Source organism: Variovorax paradoxus (assembly GCA_016806145.1).
In the GTDB taxonomy this organism is placed as follows: Bacteria; Pseudomonadota; Gammaproteobacteria; order Burkholderiales; family Burkholderiaceae_C; genus Variovorax.
On the sequence record CP063166.1, the window covers coordinates 3,280,064 to 3,297,034 of the forward strand.

Annotated in this window: 19 protein-coding genes; 15 read left to right on the plus strand and 4 right to left on the minus strand. The window is 69.6% G+C overall.

Features of this window, described 5'->3' with window-relative positions; genetic code table 11:
• Positions 1-10: 10 nt before the first annotated feature.
• On the plus strand, positions 11-331 hold the full coding sequence (locus INQ48_15460; protein QRF60517.1) for a non-heme iron oxygenase ferredoxin subunit: 321 nt from the start codon (positions 11-13) through the stop codon (positions 329-331).
• Here the strand turns inward: INQ48_15460 and INQ48_15465 are convergent.
• Positions 310-924, minus strand: coding sequence for a DUF2726 domain-containing protein (locus INQ48_15465; protein QRF60518.1), 615 nt, complete (start codon positions 922-924; stop codon positions 310-312). The genes INQ48_15460 and INQ48_15465 overlap by 22 nt on opposite strands.
• A 187-nt stretch (positions 925-1,111) precedes the next feature.
• Between INQ48_15465 and INQ48_15470 the strand changes: the two genes are divergently transcribed.
• Entirely contained in the window at positions 1,112-1,594 is a 483-nt protein-coding gene (locus INQ48_15470; GenBank protein QRF60519.1) for a RidA family protein, read from the plus strand.
• A 1-nt stretch (position 1,595) separates the two neighbouring features.
• Here INQ48_15470 and INQ48_15475 read toward each other — a convergent pair whose 3' ends face one another.
• Positions 1,596-2,663 (minus strand): DUF72 domain-containing protein, encoded by a 1,068-nt coding sequence (locus INQ48_15475; protein ID QRF60520.1) that lies wholly within the window; start codon positions 2,661-2,663, stop codon positions 1,596-1,598.
• A 205-nt stretch (positions 2,664-2,868) separates the two neighbouring features.
• Between INQ48_15475 and INQ48_15480 the strand changes: the two genes are divergently transcribed.
• The 7 genes from INQ48_15480 to INQ48_15510 all read left to right on the plus strand — a co-directional run bounded on the left by INQ48_15480 (position 2,869) and on the right by INQ48_15510 (position 8,976).
• Positions 2,869-4,353: a two-component sensor histidine kinase gene (locus tag INQ48_15480; GenBank protein ID QRF60521.1), complete on the plus strand. Its 1,485-nt coding sequence runs from the start codon at positions 2,869-2,871 to the stop codon at positions 4,351-4,353.
• Positions 4,350-4,982 carry a response regulator transcription factor gene (locus tag INQ48_15485; GenBank protein QRF60522.1) on the plus strand — a complete coding sequence of 211 codons (633 nt, stop codon included), beginning with the start codon at positions 4,350-4,352 and terminating at the stop codon, positions 4,980-4,982. The genes INQ48_15480 and INQ48_15485 overlap by 4 nt, the downstream gene beginning before the upstream one ends.
• A gap of 108 nt (positions 4,983-5,090) precedes the next feature.
• Positions 5,091-5,609, plus strand: coding sequence for a heme-binding protein (locus INQ48_15490; protein ID QRF60523.1), 519 nt, complete (start codon positions 5,091-5,093; stop codon positions 5,607-5,609).
• Positions 5,606-6,310: an ankyrin repeat domain-containing protein gene (locus INQ48_15495; GenBank protein ID QRF60524.1), complete on the plus strand. Its 705-nt coding sequence runs from the start codon at positions 5,606-5,608 to the stop codon at positions 6,308-6,310. The genes INQ48_15490 and INQ48_15495 overlap by 4 nt, the downstream gene beginning before the upstream one ends.
• Before the next feature lie 353 nt (positions 6,311-6,663).
• The gene (locus INQ48_15500; protein ID QRF60525.1) at positions 6,664-6,882 is read left to right on the plus strand and encodes a hypothetical protein; all 219 of its coding nucleotides are present in this window, start codon (positions 6,664-6,666) and stop codon (positions 6,880-6,882) included.
• On the plus strand, positions 6,872-7,966 hold the full coding sequence (gene tadA, locus INQ48_15505; protein QRF60526.1) for a tRNA adenosine(34) deaminase TadA: 1,095 nt from the start codon (positions 6,872-6,874) through the stop codon (positions 7,964-7,966). The genes INQ48_15500 and tadA overlap by 11 nt, the downstream gene beginning before the upstream one ends.
• Entirely contained in the window at positions 7,963-8,976 is a 1,014-nt protein-coding gene (locus INQ48_15510) for an LD-carboxypeptidase (GenBank protein ID QRF60527.1), read from the plus strand. The genes tadA and INQ48_15510 overlap by 4 nt, the downstream gene beginning before the upstream one ends.
• 89 nt (positions 8,977-9,065) lie before the next feature.
• On the opposite strand, the gene INQ48_15515 is transcribed toward INQ48_15510, so the two are convergent.
• A complete protein-coding gene (locus INQ48_15515) occupies positions 9,066-9,401 on the minus strand; it encodes a hypothetical protein (protein ID QRF60528.1) in 336 nt (111 codons plus the stop codon).
• 346 nt (positions 9,402-9,747) lie between these two features.
• Here INQ48_15515 and INQ48_15520 point away from each other — a divergent pair, with 346 nt between their 5' ends.
• From INQ48_15520 to INQ48_15540, 5 genes are all read left to right on the plus strand, one after another.
• Positions 9,748-10,692: an FHA domain-containing protein gene (locus INQ48_15520; protein ID QRF60529.1), complete on the plus strand. Its 945-nt coding sequence runs from the start codon at positions 9,748-9,750 to the stop codon at positions 10,690-10,692.
• Positions 10,693-10,829: 137 nt separating this feature from the next.
• On the plus strand, positions 10,830-11,177 hold the full coding sequence (locus INQ48_15525) for a hypothetical protein (protein ID QRF60530.1): 348 nt from the start codon (positions 10,830-10,832) through the stop codon (positions 11,175-11,177).
• A gap of 255 nt (positions 11,178-11,432) precedes the next feature.
• Positions 11,433-13,229: a DUF1800 domain-containing protein gene (locus INQ48_15530; GenBank protein QRF60746.1), complete on the plus strand. Its 1,797-nt coding sequence runs from the start codon at positions 11,433-11,435 to the stop codon at positions 13,227-13,229.
• Between the two features lie 43 nt (positions 13,230-13,272).
• Positions 13,273-14,745 carry a DUF1501 domain-containing protein gene (locus INQ48_15535; protein ID QRF60531.1) on the plus strand — a complete coding sequence of 491 codons (1,473 nt, stop codon included), beginning with the start codon at positions 13,273-13,275 and terminating at the stop codon, positions 14,743-14,745.
• The gene (locus tag INQ48_15540; GenBank protein QRF60532.1) at positions 14,742-15,107 is read left to right on the plus strand and encodes a hypothetical protein; all 366 of its coding nucleotides are present in this window, start codon (positions 14,742-14,744) and stop codon (positions 15,105-15,107) included. The genes INQ48_15535 and INQ48_15540 overlap by 4 nt, the downstream gene beginning before the upstream one ends.
• 126 nt (positions 15,108-15,233) lie before the next feature.
• On the opposite strand, the gene INQ48_15545 is transcribed toward INQ48_15540, so the two are convergent.
• A complete protein-coding gene (locus tag INQ48_15545) occupies positions 15,234-15,662 on the minus strand; it encodes a PaaI family thioesterase (GenBank protein QRF60533.1) in 429 nt (142 codons plus the stop codon).
• 947 nt (positions 15,663-16,609) lie between these two features.
• Here INQ48_15545 and INQ48_15550 point away from each other — a divergent pair.
• Positions 16,610-16,939, plus strand: a complete 330-nt coding sequence (locus tag INQ48_15550; GenBank protein QRF60747.1) for a cupin domain-containing protein — start codon at positions 16,610-16,612, stop codon at positions 16,937-16,939.
• The last annotated feature ends 32 nt before the right edge of the window (positions 16,940-16,971 follow it).

The window sequence follows — 16,971 nt, forward strand, 5'->3', positions numbered from 1 at the left end:
GAAGAACGACATGACCACGATCACCTGGATCGACGCCGCGGCGGTGGACGACGTCCCCGCCGACGACGTGATCGGCATCGACGTGCAGGGCCGCGACATCGCGCTCTACGGCACCGAGGACGGCATCCATGCCACCGACAACATCTGCACCCACGGCCATGCGCGGCTGTGCGACGGCTTCCTCGAGGGCCACGAGATCGAGTGCCCGCTGCACCAGGGCCGCTTCGACGTGCGCAGCGGCAAGGCGATGTGCGCGCCGCTCACCGAGGACCTGCGCAGCTACCCGGTGAAGATCGAGGACGGCCGGGTCTACCTCGCGTTCGAGAGCTGACTGGCGGCGGGCGGCTGGCGCTCGCGGCGCCGGCGCTTGGCCTTCGACGGATGCCACTGGTGCGTCGAGGCCTTGAAGGCCGGCCGCTCGAGCGCCATCGCCTCGAGGAAGCGCGGGCCGAGTTGCAGCCGCGGCGTGGCCAGCGAGGGATCGAAGTCGGCCTCGACGCGGCCCACGTCGGGCACGCGCGCATAGCGCAGCACGCGGTAGCCGGCATCGACGAGCAGCGCATCGTGGGCCTCGCGCAGCGCGCGCTCCTTGCGGCCGGTCTTCTCGTCGAGGCCGACCACGGCCACCACCTCGAAGTTGCGGTCGCAGATGACGAAGTCGGCGATCTTGCGGCCGAAGCCGCTGCGCGCGGCGCGGGTGCGCGCGGTGAGCAGGGCGCCGAAGCTCACCTGCGGCAGCACCACGAGGTCGGGCAGCGTCTGCACCAGGCGGTGGTACATGGCCTGCTGGCGTTCGTTGAGCGGCGCGCGCCGACGCGGGCGTTCGACGAAGCCGCCGCGGCTGTCGTTGCGCTTCTGCGCGATCAGCACGACCAGGAGCAGGGCGAGGGTCGCCAGGACGACCACGAATATAAATGTATTCATCTGTAACTCTCCTTCAGCGGCGAGTCTCGCACGAGTGAAAGCGAGCGCTTCGACAAGCCCCTCGAGGCCCGGGACCAGCGCCTGCGCGCGGCCTCTGTTGCGGCTTCTTTTCGCGCGCTCTGTATCTGTTCGCCGCGCGCCGGTGCGGCGAAGATGGCGCCTTTTCTTTCCGCTGGAAATTCCGCCCATGACCGCCTCCGCCCATCGCCAACAGACCGCCGACCGCATCGCCGCCGAGCTCGGCCACAGCTTCGAGGGCGAGATCCGCGTCGGCGGCCACTATGCGTCGGCCGTGCGCGACGGCCATACCCTCTACATCAGCGGCCAGGTGCCGCGCGTGGGCACCACGGTGATGGTCACGGGCCGCGCGGGCGACACCGTGTCGCTCGAGCAGGCGCGCGAGGGCGCGCGGATCTGCGCACTGCGCGCGCTCGCGATCCGGCGCCGCGAGCTCGGCTCGCTCGACGCGGTGCGCCAGGTGCTGCGCGTGGGTGTGTTCGTGCAGTGCAGCGCCGACTTCACGCAGCACAGCGAGGTGGCCGACGCGGCATCGGACCTGCTGCACGAGGTGTTCGGCGACGCGGGCGTGCATGTGCGCACGGCGGTCGGCGTCTATGCGCTGCCGAAGAACGCGACGGTCGAGGTCGAGATGACCGTCGCGGTCGACTGATTCAGCGCAGCAGCAGGTCGGCCACTTCCTGCGCCAGGGTCGCCACCGTGCGCGGCGCGCAACCCTCGGCGTTGTTGCTCACGGTGACGAAGGCGTTCTGCCCGGCCTTCACGGTGCCCGCGATCACGCGCGCCAGCGCCTGGCGCGTCTCGGGATCGGGGTCGACGATCTTGTCGAACGGGCCGTAGAGCTTCTCGGCGTCCTCGTAGCCGTAGCGGCCGTGGCGCCGGTGCAGGTTCCAGCGGCACACCAGCGGGCGCGGCCAGAGCGCGCGCAGCATCGGCAGCTGGTCCTCGATCGGCGGCATCTTCGCGTGCAGGCCCAGGCACCAGGTGGCGCCCACGCTGCGCAGCATGGCGGCGAACTCGGGCGTCATGAGCTGCGGGTCGCGCACCTCGACCGCGACCACCGCGTCGGGCGCGGTCGGCGCGAGCGCCGGCAGCGCGGCGATCATCGCGGCGATGCGCTCGAGCAGCAGCGGCACGTCGGCCAGCACGGACCGCGGCAGCGGGCTCATCTGGAACACCAGCGCGCCGATGCGGTGGCCCAGGCCCTGCAGCGCGGGCTCGGCGAACTCGCGCACCGCCAGGTCGGCGCTGAGGAAGGCCGGATTGATCTGCGTGCCGCGGCCGCTCTCGTCGCGCACCGTGGCATCGGTCACCACGCTCGGCGCCTTCACCACGAAGCGGAAGTCCTCGGGCACCATCGCCGCGTAGCGCGCGTACTGGCTCGCGGTGAGCGCGCGATAGAAGTTGCGGTCCAGGCTCACGCTGCGGAACAGCGGATGCTGGCCATAGGCCGCGAGCCCGTTCTTCGACAGCACGGCCTCGGCGTACTCGCCGTCCCACACGAGGCCGGCCCAGCCCGGGTAGTTCCACGACGAGCCGCCGAAGCGCAACTGCGGCGGCAGCTGCAGCGCGAGGTCGACCAGCGCCGGATCGGCCGGCGCCGGCAGCACGGTGCCGCCGCGCGATTTCTTCGGGGCCGGAGCGTCGGCCGCGGGAGCCGCGGAAGGGGCAGGCGCCGAAGGGGAAGATCCGGGGAGGTGGGGGAAAAGGGTGTCCTGCATTGCACTGAGGCCTCGGGCGCGCATTCTCGCCCGGCCCTTGGACAGGCTGCCGAACACGGACATCCGAACGCAGAAGAAATACAAAAGCGCGCAGAGGTCGCAGAAGGATTTCCATTCTTTGGGATGTCCCTTCTGCGACCTTCGCGAAACCTTCGCGCCCTCTGCGTTCGGCTGTCCGCTCCCGCTCCCCGGCACAATCCGCGCCATGAAACAGTGGTTGCGCACCCGCGGCGGATGGTGGCTGGCCTGGCTGGCGCTGTCGGCCATCGGCGCGGTCTGGCTCGCGCGCGCGGAGATCGAGCGACTGCACCAGGCCTTCGACACCGACGCGCGCATCGCGCACCGCCTGATGAGCCAGCAGGTGGTGCAGTACGACGCGGTGCTGGCCACGCTCGCGCTGCTCGAGCCCGCGAGCGGCGGCGGCGCGGCCGACCGGCCCGAGCAGCGGCTGCCCGCGGTGTATTCGTCGATCCTCGGCGTGCAGCGGCGCGCGCGCGGCGAGGCCTGGCCGCCGGGGCCGCAGGCCGAGGCGCTGGCGCGGGCCGAGGCGCGTTCGCGCGAGCTGCGCCGCGCCGAATACGCGGCGCTCGACCTGCCGCACGGGCGCTACCTGCTGGCGATCGGCGCCGACCCGGTCAGCTATGCGCTGGCCATCGACCTCGCGGGCACCGTGCCCTGGCGCGACTGGCCGATGAACCCGCAGCAGAGCCCGGTGCGGCTGAGCCTGCAGCGCGATGGCCAGCAGCTGGTGCTGCAGCCGGGGCGCATCGGCGAGAGCGGCTGGCGCTTCGACTTCACCAAGGTGCTGGCCTCGCCGAGCCAGCCCTTCGACCTGGTGGCGCAGCGCCAGGTGGGCTGGTCCGAACTGCCCTGGCGCGCGATCGCGCTGTGGACGCTGGCGATGGCGCTGCTGGTCGCGGGCCTGTGGACCGCGCGGCGCCAGCGCGTGGCGCGCCGCCGCGCGGAAGAGCTGCTGCGCCTGGGCCAGGTCGCGCGGCTCAATGCGCTCGGCGAGCTGTCGGCCGGCCTCGCGCATGAACTCAACCAGCCGCTGACGGCCGTGCTCGCGAATGCGCAGGCGGCGCGCCGGCTGCTCGACGAGGAGCCGCCCGACATCGCCACCGCGCGCGGCGCCATGGGCCAGGCGGTCGAACAGGCGCGTCGCGCGGCCGGCGTGGTGGGGCGGCTGCGGCGCGTGATCGAGCGGCCCGAGGCCGGCGGCGAACTGCGCCCGCTGGCGCTGCACGAGGTGGTGCGCGATGCGATGCACCTGCTGGCGCCCGAGTTCGAGCAGCGCGGCGTCGTCGTGCGCTTCGATGCCGCGGCCCAGCCGCCGCTGCGCGTGCTCGGCGAGCCGGTGGCGCTCGAGCAGATCGTGCACAACCTGCTGATGAACGCGCTGCAGGCGCTCGAAGGCGTGCCGGCGGGCGAACGGCGCATCGAGGTCGAGCTCGCGCGGCAGGGCGAGGAGGGCACGCTGGCCATCGTCGACAGCGGCCGCGGCATCGCGCCCGAGGCCCTGCCGCGCCTGTTCGAACCCTTCTTCAGCACGCGCGAAGGCGGCCTGGGACTGGGCCTGAGCCTCAGCGAGACGCTGGCCAGCGGCATGGGCGGCAGCCTCGAGGCCGCGCATGCATTGCCGCGCGGCGCGCGCTTCACCTTGCGGCTGCGGCTGGCGCAGAACCCATGACGAACGTCCATCCCCAATCCCCGCTGGTGCACCTGATCGACGACGACCAGGCCGTGCGCGAGAGCCTCTCGCTGCTGATCGGCACCGTGGGTCTGCGCGTGCAGGCCTGGGCCGATCCGCAGGCCTTCCTCGCGGACTTCGACCGCAGCGGCATCGGCGCGATCGTGCTCGACGTGCGCATGCCCGGCATCAGCGGGCTCACCGTGCTCGATCGGCTGGTGGCGCAGGGCGTGGACCAGCCCGTGATCATGCTGACCGGCCATGGCACGGTCGAGATGTGCCGCCGCGCCTTCAAGGCCGGCGCGGCCGAGTTCCTCGAGAAGCCGGTCGACGACGAGCAACTGCTCGAGGCGCTGCAGCAGGCGGTGCGCCAGCACGTGCGCTCGCGCGAGCGTTCGCAGGCCGACCAGGCCGCGCGCGAGCGGGTCGCGCAGCTGTCGGAGCGCGAGCGCGAGGTGCTGGCCTTCATCGTCGCGGGCCTCACCAACAAGGAGATCGCGCGCGAGCTCGCGCTGTCGCCGCGCACGGTGGAGACGCACCGTGCGAACCTGTTCGCCAAGCTCGAGAGCGATTCGCTGGCGCAGCTGATCCGGCGCTACGCGCTGCTGGTTGATAGCAGCGCTCCGTAGAACTACGGAGCGCGGCCCGCAGCCGTACGAATGGCCGCGCCGGCGCGCCTTTCCTACAGTGGCGCAGCCGCCGGCAACGGGCCGGCGCCACTCACTGGAGACCCTTTCATGCATTCGTCGCTTCGCCTCGCCACCCTCGCCGCCGCCGTCGTCGGCCTGACCGCCTCCACCCTGGCCCAGGCCCAGACCGCCGCGCCCGCCGCGGTGCGCACCGAGCGCAACATCTCGCTCGCGCTGGCCAACCAGATCGCCGCCGAAGCCGTCGCCGCCTGCGCCGCCAACGGCTACAACGTGGCCGCCACCGTGGTCGACCGCGCCGGCACCGTGCGCGCCGTGCAGCGCGCCGACAACGCCGGCCCGCACACGCTGGCCTCGAGCAAGCGCAAGGCCTGGACCTCGGCCTCGGCCAAGAGCCCCACGCAGGCCATGATGGAGAACGCGCAGAAGAACCCCGGCGCCGCGAACCTGGTCTACCTGCCGGGCTTCCTGCTGCTGGGCGGCGGCGTGCCCGTGAAGTCGGGCAACGAGGTGATCGGCGCCGTGGGCGTGGGTGGCGCGCCCGGCGGCCACCTCGACGAGCAGTGCGCGAACGCCGCGCTCGAGAAGGTCAAGGGCCTGCTGGGATGAGAACGCCGCGCGCGCTGCGGCTCGCCGCCGGCCTGGCGCTCGCGCTGGCCGCGGGCGTGCCGGGCGCGGCCATGGCCCAGGTCGCGCCCAGCGTGGCCGAGGCCAAGGCCTACGAGGGCCTGTACCGCGCGGCCTGGCAGGGCGACCTGCCGCGGCTGCGCACGCTGGTCGCAAGTGGCGCCCGGCTCGACGCGCGCGATGCGCGCGGCCGCACGGCGTTGCAGGTGGCCACGCATGCGCGCCAGCGCGAGGCGATCCGCCTGCTGGCGCAGGCCGGCGCCTCGCTCGATGTGCTCGAGGACGACCGCTACGACGCCGTGACCATCGCCGCGGTGGCCGACGACCCGGCCACGCTGGCGCTGCTGCTGTCGCTGGGCGCGAGCGCGAAGCAGGTCACGAGCCGCTACGACGGCACCGCGCTGATCGCGGCCGCGCACCTGGGCCACGACGAGGTGGTGCGCCAGCTGATCGCGGCCGGCGCGCCGCTCGACCACGTCAACAACCTGCACTGGACCGCCACCATCGAGGCCGTGGTGCTGGGCGACGGCGGCGAACGGCACCAGCGCACGCTGGCCGCGCTGATCGGCGCGGGCGCCAATCTCTCGCTGGCCGACCGCCAGGGGCGCACGCCGCTGCAGCTCGCGGTGGCGCGCGGCTATACGGCGATGGCCGATCAATTGAAGGCGGCGGGCGCGCGGTAGGGCCTGTTCACCCTATTCAAGGGGTCGCGAAGCTCGCCAGAGCCTGCCCATCAAGGCGCGCGACGACGCGTGTGCGTCCGCACACGCTAGGAGCGCAACGCTGAGGGGCAGGCTCTGGCGAGCTTCCCTCCGGGTTGCCCCGCAAAGGGGCCGTCTGCAGCGTTGCCCGCGCTTGCAAGGCATCAGCCTTGCTGCGCGCGGGCGCCTTGCATCCAGCCCCTTTGCGGGGCAACGCGACCCCTTGAATAGGGTGAACAGGCCCTGGTTGCGAGGGAGAATCGGGCTTTTGACGTCCGAGACTCCGCCCATGCCGCTTTCCGTCGACACCACCGCCCGCGCGAAAGGCCGCTGAGATGCGCGGCCTCGGACTGATCGGCCTCGTGATCGCGCTCGCGATCGTCGCGCTGGTCGCGAAGAAGCAGTTCACCGGCACGGCGGTGCCCGCCTCCGCCGACGGATCGACGGCGCCGGCCCCCGTGCGCGACCAGGCGCGCCAGGTGCAGGACCAGTACAAGCAGGCCCTCGACGCCGCGATGCAGCAGTCGCAACGCAAGATGCCCGATGACGAGTGAGCCCTTGACCGACGACGGCTTCATGGCGCTCGCGCTCGCCGAGGCGCGGCGCGCGGCCGAGGCCGGCGAGGTGCCCGTGGGCGCGGTGCTGGTGAAGGACGGCCGCGTGATCGCCACCGGCCGCAACACGCCCGTGGGCGGGCACGACCCCAGCGGCCATGCCGAGATCAACGCGCTGCGTGCCGGCGCCGAGGCGCTGCGCAACTACCGGCTCGAGGGCTGCGAGCTGTTCGTCACGCTCGAGCCCTGCGCCATGTGCGCGGGCGCGATGCTGCATGCGCGGCTCGCGCGCGTGGTCTATGGCGCCGCCGATCCCAAGACCGGCGCCGCCGGCTCGGTGCTCGACCTGTTCGCGCTGCCCCAGCTCAACCACCGCACGCAGGTGCAGGGCGGCGTGCTGGCGGCCGATTGCGCGGCGCTGCTGCAGGACTTCTTCCAGCGCCGGCGCACGGCCGCGCGCGAGCAGGCGCAGCCGCTGCGCGACGATGCGCTGCGCACGCCGCCCGAGCGCTTCGCGGCACTGGCTGACTACGCCTTCGCGCCGCACCACGTGCAGGACCTGCCGTCGCAGCGCGGCTGGCGCCTGCACTACGTCGACGAAGGGCCGGCCGACGGCGTGGCCTGCCTGTGCCTGCACGGTCCCGGCGAATGGGGCCATGCCTTCCGCCATCTCGTGGGCCTGCCCGGGCTGCGCGTGCTGATTCCCGACCTGATCGGCTTCGGCAAGAGCGACAAGCCCAAGCGCGAGGCCGCGCACAGCCTCGAATGGCATCGCGACCTGCTGCTCGAATGGCTGGACCGGTTGCCGCCCGCGCCGATGGTGCTCGTGCATTCGCAGGCCGGCGCGGACCTGGCGGCGGCGCTGCATGCGGCCGCGCCCACGGGCCGCTTCGCTGCGCTGCTGGCCGCGCCCGAAGGCGGCGAGCGCGTGCGCGACGCCTGGCGCGCGCCGTTCCCCGACCGCGGCTTCGAGGCCGCGCTGCGCGCGCTCGGCCCGTTGGCCCGGTCCTCGGGGCCGGACCGCGCGCAGGCGCTGGCATTGGCCGAGGCGGCGCGGGCCGCGATGGGATACTCGACGCCGTGAGCAACAAGCACATCTACATCTATTCCCCCTCCAGCGCGGTGCGCGACAAGGCCGCGTTCCGGCGCGGCGTGGCGCGCCTGAAGGCCCTGGGCCACGAGGTCGAGGTCGACGAGGCCGCGCTGTCCTTCCACCAGCGCTTCGCCGGCGACGACGCGACCCGCCTTGCGGCCATCGGCCGCGCGGCCGCGAGCGGGGCCGACATCGCGCTGATCGCGCGCGGCGGCTACGGGCTCACGCGCATCCTCGACGGCGTGCCGTTCAAGAAGCTGGCCAAGGCCATCGAGCGCGGCACCGAGTTCGTCGGCCTCAGCGACTTCACCGCGCTGCAGAACGCGCTGCTCGCGAAGACCGGCGCCGTGACCTGGGCCGGCCCCGCGGTGGGCGAGGACTTCGGCGCCGAGGCCGGACCCGACGACATCATGGAAGCCTGCTTCGACGACCTCGCGAGCGGGCAGGGCGAGGGCACGGGCTGGCGCATGCCGGTGCGCGACGCGGCGCTCAAGTTCAAGCCCGTGCACGACGCCGTGCTGTGGGGCGGCAACCTCTGCGTGCTGACCAGCCTGCTCGGCACGCCGTACTTCCCGGCGGTCGACCAGGGCGTGCTGTTCATCGAGGACACCAACGAGCACCCGTACCGCATCGAGCGCATGCTCGAGCAGCTGCGCATGGCCGGCGTGCTCGGGCGCCAGCGCGCCATCGTCTTCGGCCAGTTCACCGGCATGCGCAAGGTGCCGGGCTACGACCGCGGCTTCGGGCTCGACACCGTGATCGACCGGCTGCGCGCGCAGCTGCGCAAGGTGCAGGTGATCGCGGGCCTGCCGTTCGGCCACGTGCCGACCAAGGTGCTGCTGCCGGTGGGCGCGAAGGTCGAACTCGCGGCCGACGGGCGCGACGTGTTCATGGTGTGGGGCCATCACCCGCACGGCGGCGCCAGGCCGCACGCGCAGGGCCACGATCACGATCACGGCGACGCGCACGGCGATCACTCGCACCACGGCCACGCGCACTAAGCGCCGCGCGCGCGCCCAAAAAAAAGGCGGCCCGGAGGCCGCCTCGAAGCGAACGCCAGGCAGCTCGCGACCGCCTGCCGTCCGTTACATCAGTGGTGGGGAATGCGCTGGTGCGCGCGCGGTCCCATCGATCCCGGCAGTCCGCCTTCGAACATGCTGTTGATGCCCTTCATCTTGCGGCGCGCGGCGGTCTCGCCGTCGATCGCGCTCAGCGCGGTCATCACGTCCTGGCGCAGGTACCAGAGGGTTTCGACATCGGCCGCGAAGCGCACGCGCTGGCTCACGCGCTGCACCGAGTGGCCACCTTGCGAGGGCAGCAGCGACAGCATCGCGCTGCGGATGCGGCCGAGCTGCTGATCCTTGGTGCGTGCGTTGCCGGCACCCGACAGGTGCAGCAGACGAAGCAGGCGGCGGATGATCGTCATGGCGAGTTACGTAACACCGAGAACAGGATTGACGGTTACCTTAATCGGGCGGTGAGCAAGACACAAGTTGTGGAACAGTGTTTCTTGTTCGAAAACAACACACTTTACGTCGCAGTTCGAGCAAAAACTGAAGAGTGTTTTCTTAAGTATTAATTCAAATGCAGGATTATTCCTACAAGGCTCACAGTATTTGTCCGACGCCTTACGCTTCCTCTTCAGAATAGTGCGACTGGGTGAAGGATTTGACGGTACAAACCCGTCCAGGGATGACTGGATTTCGGCGTTCTCCGTGTCCGGGCAGAGATAGAGAAACACAAAACAACGGCGGTGAGGCCGGATTCAGAACATGGTTGTCAACTCCACGGTGGTGTTCGCGGACCTGACCGGCAGTACCCGGGTCTTCGAGGCCATGGGCAATGCCCGGGCCACCGAGACGGTGACGCGCCTGACCCAATGGATCGGGGCGGTCTGCGAGAAGCATGGCGGGCGGGTGGTCAAGTCGCTGGGCGATGGCGTGTTCGCGCTGTTCGCCGAGGGCGCGGGCGCGATCCAGTCGGTGATCGAGCTGCAGCGCCAGCACCAGAAGCGCCTGCTGGCCTGGCCCGCGCCGCTGCGCATGGAACTGCAGATCGGCGTGGCCAGCGGCGAGGTGCTCGAGGTCGACGGCGACTGCTTCGGCGACGCGGTCAACCTGGCGTCGCGGCTCAGCGATCTCGCGGGGCCGAGCCAGATCTGGGCCACCGAGTCGGTGATCGTCCAGTTGCGCGAGGGCGCGGTCCATCACCGCGACCTCGGCCCGATCAACATCCGCGGCCGCAGCGAGCTCTCGGTGGTGCACCGCATCGACTGGCAGGAAGACCTCAGTGCCTCGCTGACCGTGCCGGCCGCGCTGATGGCGGGGCGCCATGCCGATTCGAACTTCGGCCAGATCGAGCTGAGCTGGCTCGACGTGCGCTCGATGTTCCGCACCGAACAGTTGCCGATCCACCTGGGCCGCGTCGACGATGCCCAGTTCGTGGTCAACGACCCGCGTGTGTCGCGCCTGCATGCGCGCATCGAGCTGCGGCACGGCAGCTGCGTGCTGATCGACCTCAGCACCTACGGCACCTGGGTGCGCTTCCACGGCAATGCCGGGCCCAGCAGCGAGATCGCGCTGCGACGCGAGGAATGCGTGCTGCACGGCAGCGGCGAGATCGGCCTCGGTGCGCCGCTCAGCGATTTCAGCGCGCCGACCATCGCCTTCAACACCATGGGCGGCGACGTGCTGCTGTCGCGCCGCGCGGTCGGCTGAGCGGCGCCGGCGCCGTCACGTTTGGCTACCAGAAGCCGTGGCCGGGCGTGCACGGCGCGCGGGGGCAGGGCGTTGCTCGTGCATCGGACCGCCGTCGCGGTCGTTGCCAGCCAGCCAGCCTGGACCGGGAGCCCCCAGTGAACCTCAAGCCTTCTTCTTCCTCGTCGCGCGGCCTGCACCTGGCCGCGCTCGCCGCCGTGGCGTTCGCCTCGCTGTTCGCCGCCGGTGCCGCGAACGCGCGCGGCCACTGGTCGATCGAGATCGGCACGCCCGGCGCGGGCTATCCGCCGCCGTACTACGCGCCGCCGCCGGTCTACTACGAGCCGGCACCGATCTATTACGCGCCGCCCCCGCCGGTGTACTACCGCCCGCCGCCGCCCGTGTACTACCGGCCGGCACCGCTGATCGCGCCGCCGCCGGGCCGGCCCTACTACGGCCCGGGCTACCCGTACCGCGCGCCGAACGACGACGGCGACGACGACTGACGCGCTCGGTGTCCGCCGGCGCGCTCGCTGAAGCCAATTCACGACAGGAATTGTCAAATTGTGTTTCTTGAACGACGAAAAAGTCACACAAGTTCACAGTTCTAAGTCGAAAGTCCGTCGTTCCCGGGCCTTCATTCCACGGAAAGCAGTAGGGCATGACCCTTGCCTCCTGACCCGCATCGGCGCGCGGGCGCCGCAGGAGCGAGGGTCATGTTCGATACGGAAGAAGCCGCCCAGCAGGCAGCGGCTCATGAGATGGATGCGCCGCTGGCGCAGCCGAAGGAAAGCGGCGGCACGCCCGCCCACGAGGGATCGGCCAAGGCGCTGAAGGGCCTGGCGCTGTTCGCCATGCCGGCGCTGATCGCGGCCTGTGGCGGCGGCGGAGGAGGCGGCGGCGGTGGCGCGGGTGGCGGCATCTTCCCCGGCGCCAGCGGCGGCAACCCGCAGCCCGATCCGGCCACGCCGGTCGACACCGGCCCCTACCACTACCTGCAGGCCAAGAGCGACGCCGAAGCCGCGCGCTTCCTGCTGCAGGCGCAGTTCTCGGCCTCCGAGCCCGAGATCGCCGCGGTGCGCAGCCTCGGCTACCTGCCCTGGCTCGAACAGCAGTTCAGCGCGCCGCGCACGCAGACTGCCTGGGAATGGGTCGAGAGCCAGCCCTACAACGGCACCGACGTCGACGCCACCGTCTGGCGCCAGCTCATGCTGTCGGGCGACGCGGTGCGCAAGCGCATGGCGCTCGCGCTCAGCGAGATCTTCGTGGTCTCGGCCAACGACATCGGCTCGAGCTGGCCGACGCACATGATGGCCCAGTACTGGGACACGCTGGCCGCCGGCGCCACCGGCAACTTCCGTCAGCTGCTCGAGGCCATGACGCTCAATCCCGCGATGGGCTTCTACCTCAACACGCGCGGCAACCAGAAGGAGAACAACCGCGGCCGCCAGCCCGACGAGAACTACGCGCGCGAGGTCATGCAGCTCATGAGCATCGGCCTGCAGCAGCTCGAGGCCGACGGCACGCCGAAGACCGGTGCCGACGGCCAGCCGCTCGACAGCTACACGCAGAACGACGTGACGCAGCTCGCGCGCGTCTTCACCGGCTACGACCTCGACATCAAGCCCGCCGAGGAGAACGGCTTTCGCCCGCCCGGCGCCAGCTACACCGTCGAGACCAAGGACTGGACCACGCGGCCGATGGTGCTGATCGCGAGCCGCCACTCGATGCTCGAGGCGAAATTCCTCGGCGCCACCGTGCCCGCCAACACGCCCGGCGCCGCCGCGCTCAAGATCGCGCTCGACACGCTGTTCAACCATCCCAACGTCGGCCCCTTCATCGGCCGGCAGCTGATCCAGCGGCTGGTCACGAGCAACCCGAGCCCGGCCTACGTGAAGCGCGTGGCCGCGGCCTTCGCCAACAACGGCGCGGGCGTGCGCGGCGACATGAAGGCGGTGTTCGCCGCCGTGCTGATCGACGACGAGGCGCGCGCGCCGGCCGGCCTCGCCGACCCCGACTTCGGCCGCCTGCGCGAGCCGATGCTGCGGCTGGCGCAATGGGGCCGCAGCTTCGGCGTGAGTTCCGCCAAGGGCACCTGGCGCATCGGCGACCAGAGCAATGCCAGCTACGGCCTGGGCCAGAGCCCGCTGCGCTCGCCCTCGGTGTTCAACTACTTCCGGCCCGGCTACGTGCCGCCGGCCACCGCCATCGCCGAGCGCAAGCTGGTGGCGCCCGAGTTCCAGATCGTCAACGAGTCCAGCGTGGGCGGCTACCTCAACTTCCTGCAGAACGCGCTGCCCTACGGCATCGACAACGGCGACGTGCGCGCCGCCTACACGGCCGAGAAGGCGCTGGCGCTCGATCCCGCGGCGCTGGTGAAGCGGCTCAACCTGCTCTTGACCGGCAACCAGCTCTCGAGCGCCACCGTGAACCTGATCGTCAACGCGCTCGCCACGCCCGCGCTCAACGCCAACAGCAACGAGGCCGCGCGGCTCAACCGCGTCTACGCGGCCGTGATGCTGGTGATGGGCGCGCCCGAATACCTGGTGCAGAAATGAAATCCACGACCCCGATGACGAAGACCAGCCAGGAGCGGCGCCCATGCATCTGATCGATCCCGCGCGCCACACCCGGCGCGCCTTCCTGCGCCGCTCGGGCCAGCTCGCGATGGCCGGCACCGCGCTGCCGTTCGCGCTCAACCTCGCGACCATGGGCGAGGCCGCGGCCCAGGCCGCGTCCGGCGACGACTACAAGGCGCTGGTCTGCGTCTTCCTCTACGGCGGCAACGACTACGCCAACACGGTCGTCACCTACGACACCGACAGCTACGGCAAGTACAGCCAGATCCGCGGCGGCAACGGCGATGCCGGCGGCGGCATCGCGATCGCGCGCGCCCAGCTGCTGCCCACCTTGCTCGCGCCCACGCAGGCATTGCCGGGCGGACGCCAGTACGCGCTGCATCCGTCGATGACCGCACTGGCCGACCTGTTCCACAACGAGGGCAAGGTCGCGGTGCAGCTCAACGTCGGCTCGCTGATCGCGCCGATCACGCGCGCCCAGTACGACAGCGGCAACCGCAAGGCCTGGCCGGTGCCGCCCAAGCTGTTCTCGCACAACGACCAGCAGTCGGTCTGGCAGTCGTCCTCGCCCGAGGGCTCGACCGTGGGCTGGGGCGGCAACATCGGCGACCTCGTGCTCTCGGGCAACACCGGCTCGCTGTTCACCTGCATGTCGGTCGCGGGCAACGCGGTGTTCCTCTCGGGCGACCAGGCGCTGCAGTACCAGGTCGGCACCGGCGGCGCGGTGCGCATCTACAGCGTGGGCAACAACACCGGCAACCTGTTCGGCTCCGACACCGTCAAGGCCGCGATGCAGCAGCTCGCGCAGCAGTCGCGCGGCCACACGCTCGAGGAGGAATACAGCAAGGTGATCCGGCGCGCGGTCAAGGCCGAGGGCCAGGTCACGACCGCGATCCAGAGCGACTTTCCGGCCGGCGCCTTCCCGGCCAACAACGGCCTCGCGAGCCAGCTCAGGATGGTCGCGCGCCTGATCCGCGGCCGCGCCTCGCTGGGCGTGAAGCGCCAGGTCTTCTTCGTCTCGATGGGCGGCTTCGACCTGCACGACAGCCTGATCGCCAACCAGCCCGGCCTGATGCAGCGGCTGTCCGACGCGATGACCGCCTTCCACCGGCAGATGGCGACGCTGGGCCTGGCCAACCAGGTCACGGCCTTCACCGCCTCGGACTTCGGCCGCACGCTCTCGTACAACAGCGACGGCTCCGACCATGGCTGGGGCGGCCACCACTTCGTGGTCGGCGGCGCGGTCAAGGGCAGGGCGATCTACGGTACCCCGCCGCCCGTGAGCATCGGCGACAGCACGGCCGATGCCGACCAGTGGCACGTGGGCCAGGGCCGGCTGCTGCCCACCACCTCGGTCGACCAGTACGCCGCCACGCTCGCGCGCTGGTTCGGCGTGCCCGACAGCCAGCTCGACGGGATCCTGCCGAACCTGAAGAACTTCGGGCGCACGGCCAACGGCATCGCGTACCCGCGCGACGTGGGATTCATGGCGTGAACATCATGGGCCACGTGACGCTGATGGGCAGCCTCGACAGCGTCGAGGGCGGCATCAGCGTGGACTTCGGTCCCAAGCCGCGGCGCGAGGCACCGCCGCCGATGCCCGGCCTCGGCCTGGCACGGCGCCGCCCGTTCGCGAGCGTCGAGGCCGCGATCGCGGCCATCGAGGCGCTGGACCGCGAGCTGCGCAAGTTCGAGCTCGCGGTCGACGACGCGCTGCAGGACTACCTCGGCGTGCAGATGGCGCAGATCACCGACTGCGCGCTGACGCGCGGCTGGGAGCCCGTGGGCTTCGTGCAGGACGAGGGCTTTCGGGTCTATCGCTACGAGCGCCTGCGCGGCCGGCGGGGCAGGGGTTGAAAAGGAGGCGAGGACACGCCGGAGCAGTGTGCTGCCGATTCCCCTGTTGATTGAGTCGTCGCGTTACGGAAAACGCCCGCCACGGATGAGAAAGAGGAGAGCGACGCTTTCTAGTCGCGCTATCTTTCAGAATTGATTTAGCTCGCGAATAACGGCGACCGCAGTCGCTGTCGCCACGATATGGCCGTCCTGCAACAACTCTCCGGCAAGGTGACAGATCTTCCCGCCTCGGCGTATTACTCGACCGTGGCCAAAGATAGTTCCTATCTTGGCTGCACGAAAGAAATTAACCGATAGAGAAACCGTGGAAGCGAACTCGCCAGCATTGAGCATGGAAGCCAATGCGGGGCTTAAGGTGTCGTCCAGCATGGCCGATATAAACCCTCCCTGAATCATGCCCGCTGGGTTGGTGAAGTCTGGACTTCCATCAAACTTCGTTTCTGCAACCCCCTTTTCTCCGTCGATCGCAACAATGCGTCCTCCTAATGTCTGCACTGCACGAGGATAAGGAAGCTCTCCGCGTTGGATTTTCCAGAAATAGGCATCGTTGTCCATGAAATTTGTACTCCGATATCGGCTTGGATTCGATCAATAATTTTCAAATTTCAAAAGATATGCAATTTTATTTTTCGATAAAACGAGTCGATTTTGTGTGCTAGATGGTTTTGCCATCGATCTGGCGGTCTTTGTTGGGAATTTGTGATTTTGTATTCTTGGGGAACTCTGTCTAAATGCAAACGCAAGTTGGCTAACGGTTGTCAATTATGTATTTTTGAAATTTCGTCGGAGCCGTCGCCATGTGAAGAATTTTGGAGCGGCGATAGTGTCCCGGAAAGAGTGGTTTGCCAAGCAATAGATCGAGTGATCAAAAATAGAAAACGTTGAACCCCCGCGAAGTGCGGGATCCGATATCTGCCTGCGCGACGTATGAACGGAAACAGCAACTCTGGAGTCGGTCAGGCAACCGATCTCGAACCGTGCAACTCTCCGCGTGTCCGTTCAAACGAATGGCGAGAAAAGCCCATCCAGCTTCAAGCCGCGACGGCCCTGCGCACGCGAACGCGCCATCTCGATGTCGAGCTTCGTCTGGGCCGTCATGAATAGCCTTGGTTTGCCCCAGATGCGCTGCTCCGAGCTTCTGGTGGTGTGGTCGCTTGGCTCGCGGCGATGCAACGCACGCCGCGCGCTGATGGCACAGCCGTGTCGCTGGTGCGCAGCAAGTGCAGGGTCTCTTTGTGCCGATGGCTCAATGCCGGGTTGCAGCGCTCGCTCGATAACCTGCAGTTGGCCCAGCGCGGCATCGTGGCCCAGCAGGCGTCCAGACCGCGGCGCGGGTGACCTGCGCGTGGAGCAAACAGCATCGGCAGCAGAATGGCGGCGCGCACGCACGCCGCCCTACCGGCATGCAGGGCAAAGACGTTGGCTGCGTATCGACGTCGCGCCGCAATGTGGCGCATCCGAGCGATCGTTCCGATCGCATTCAATCCAGGGAGTTTCGATCCATGAATCCAGTGAATCCAGGCACCGCCTTGCCGGCATCGTCGATGCCGTGGGAGCCCACCGCCGTGGCGCGCTTCAACGAGAACCAGATCATGGTCGTCAAGGCACAGGGCGCTTACGAATGGCACCGGCATGACGACACCGATGATTTCTTTCTGGTCCTCAAGGGAAGCCTCACCATCGAAATGCGCGACCGCAGCGTCACGGTCGCGGCCGGCGAACTGTTCGTGGTTCCACGCGGCGTGGAGCATCGTCCCGTTGCGCAGGAGGAAGCTCATTTCCTGCTGATCGAGCCATCGGGCACTCCGGGATCTGCAACCGGCGGCAGGTAAGCGACGCTCATTGCGCGGTCATCAGTGATCGC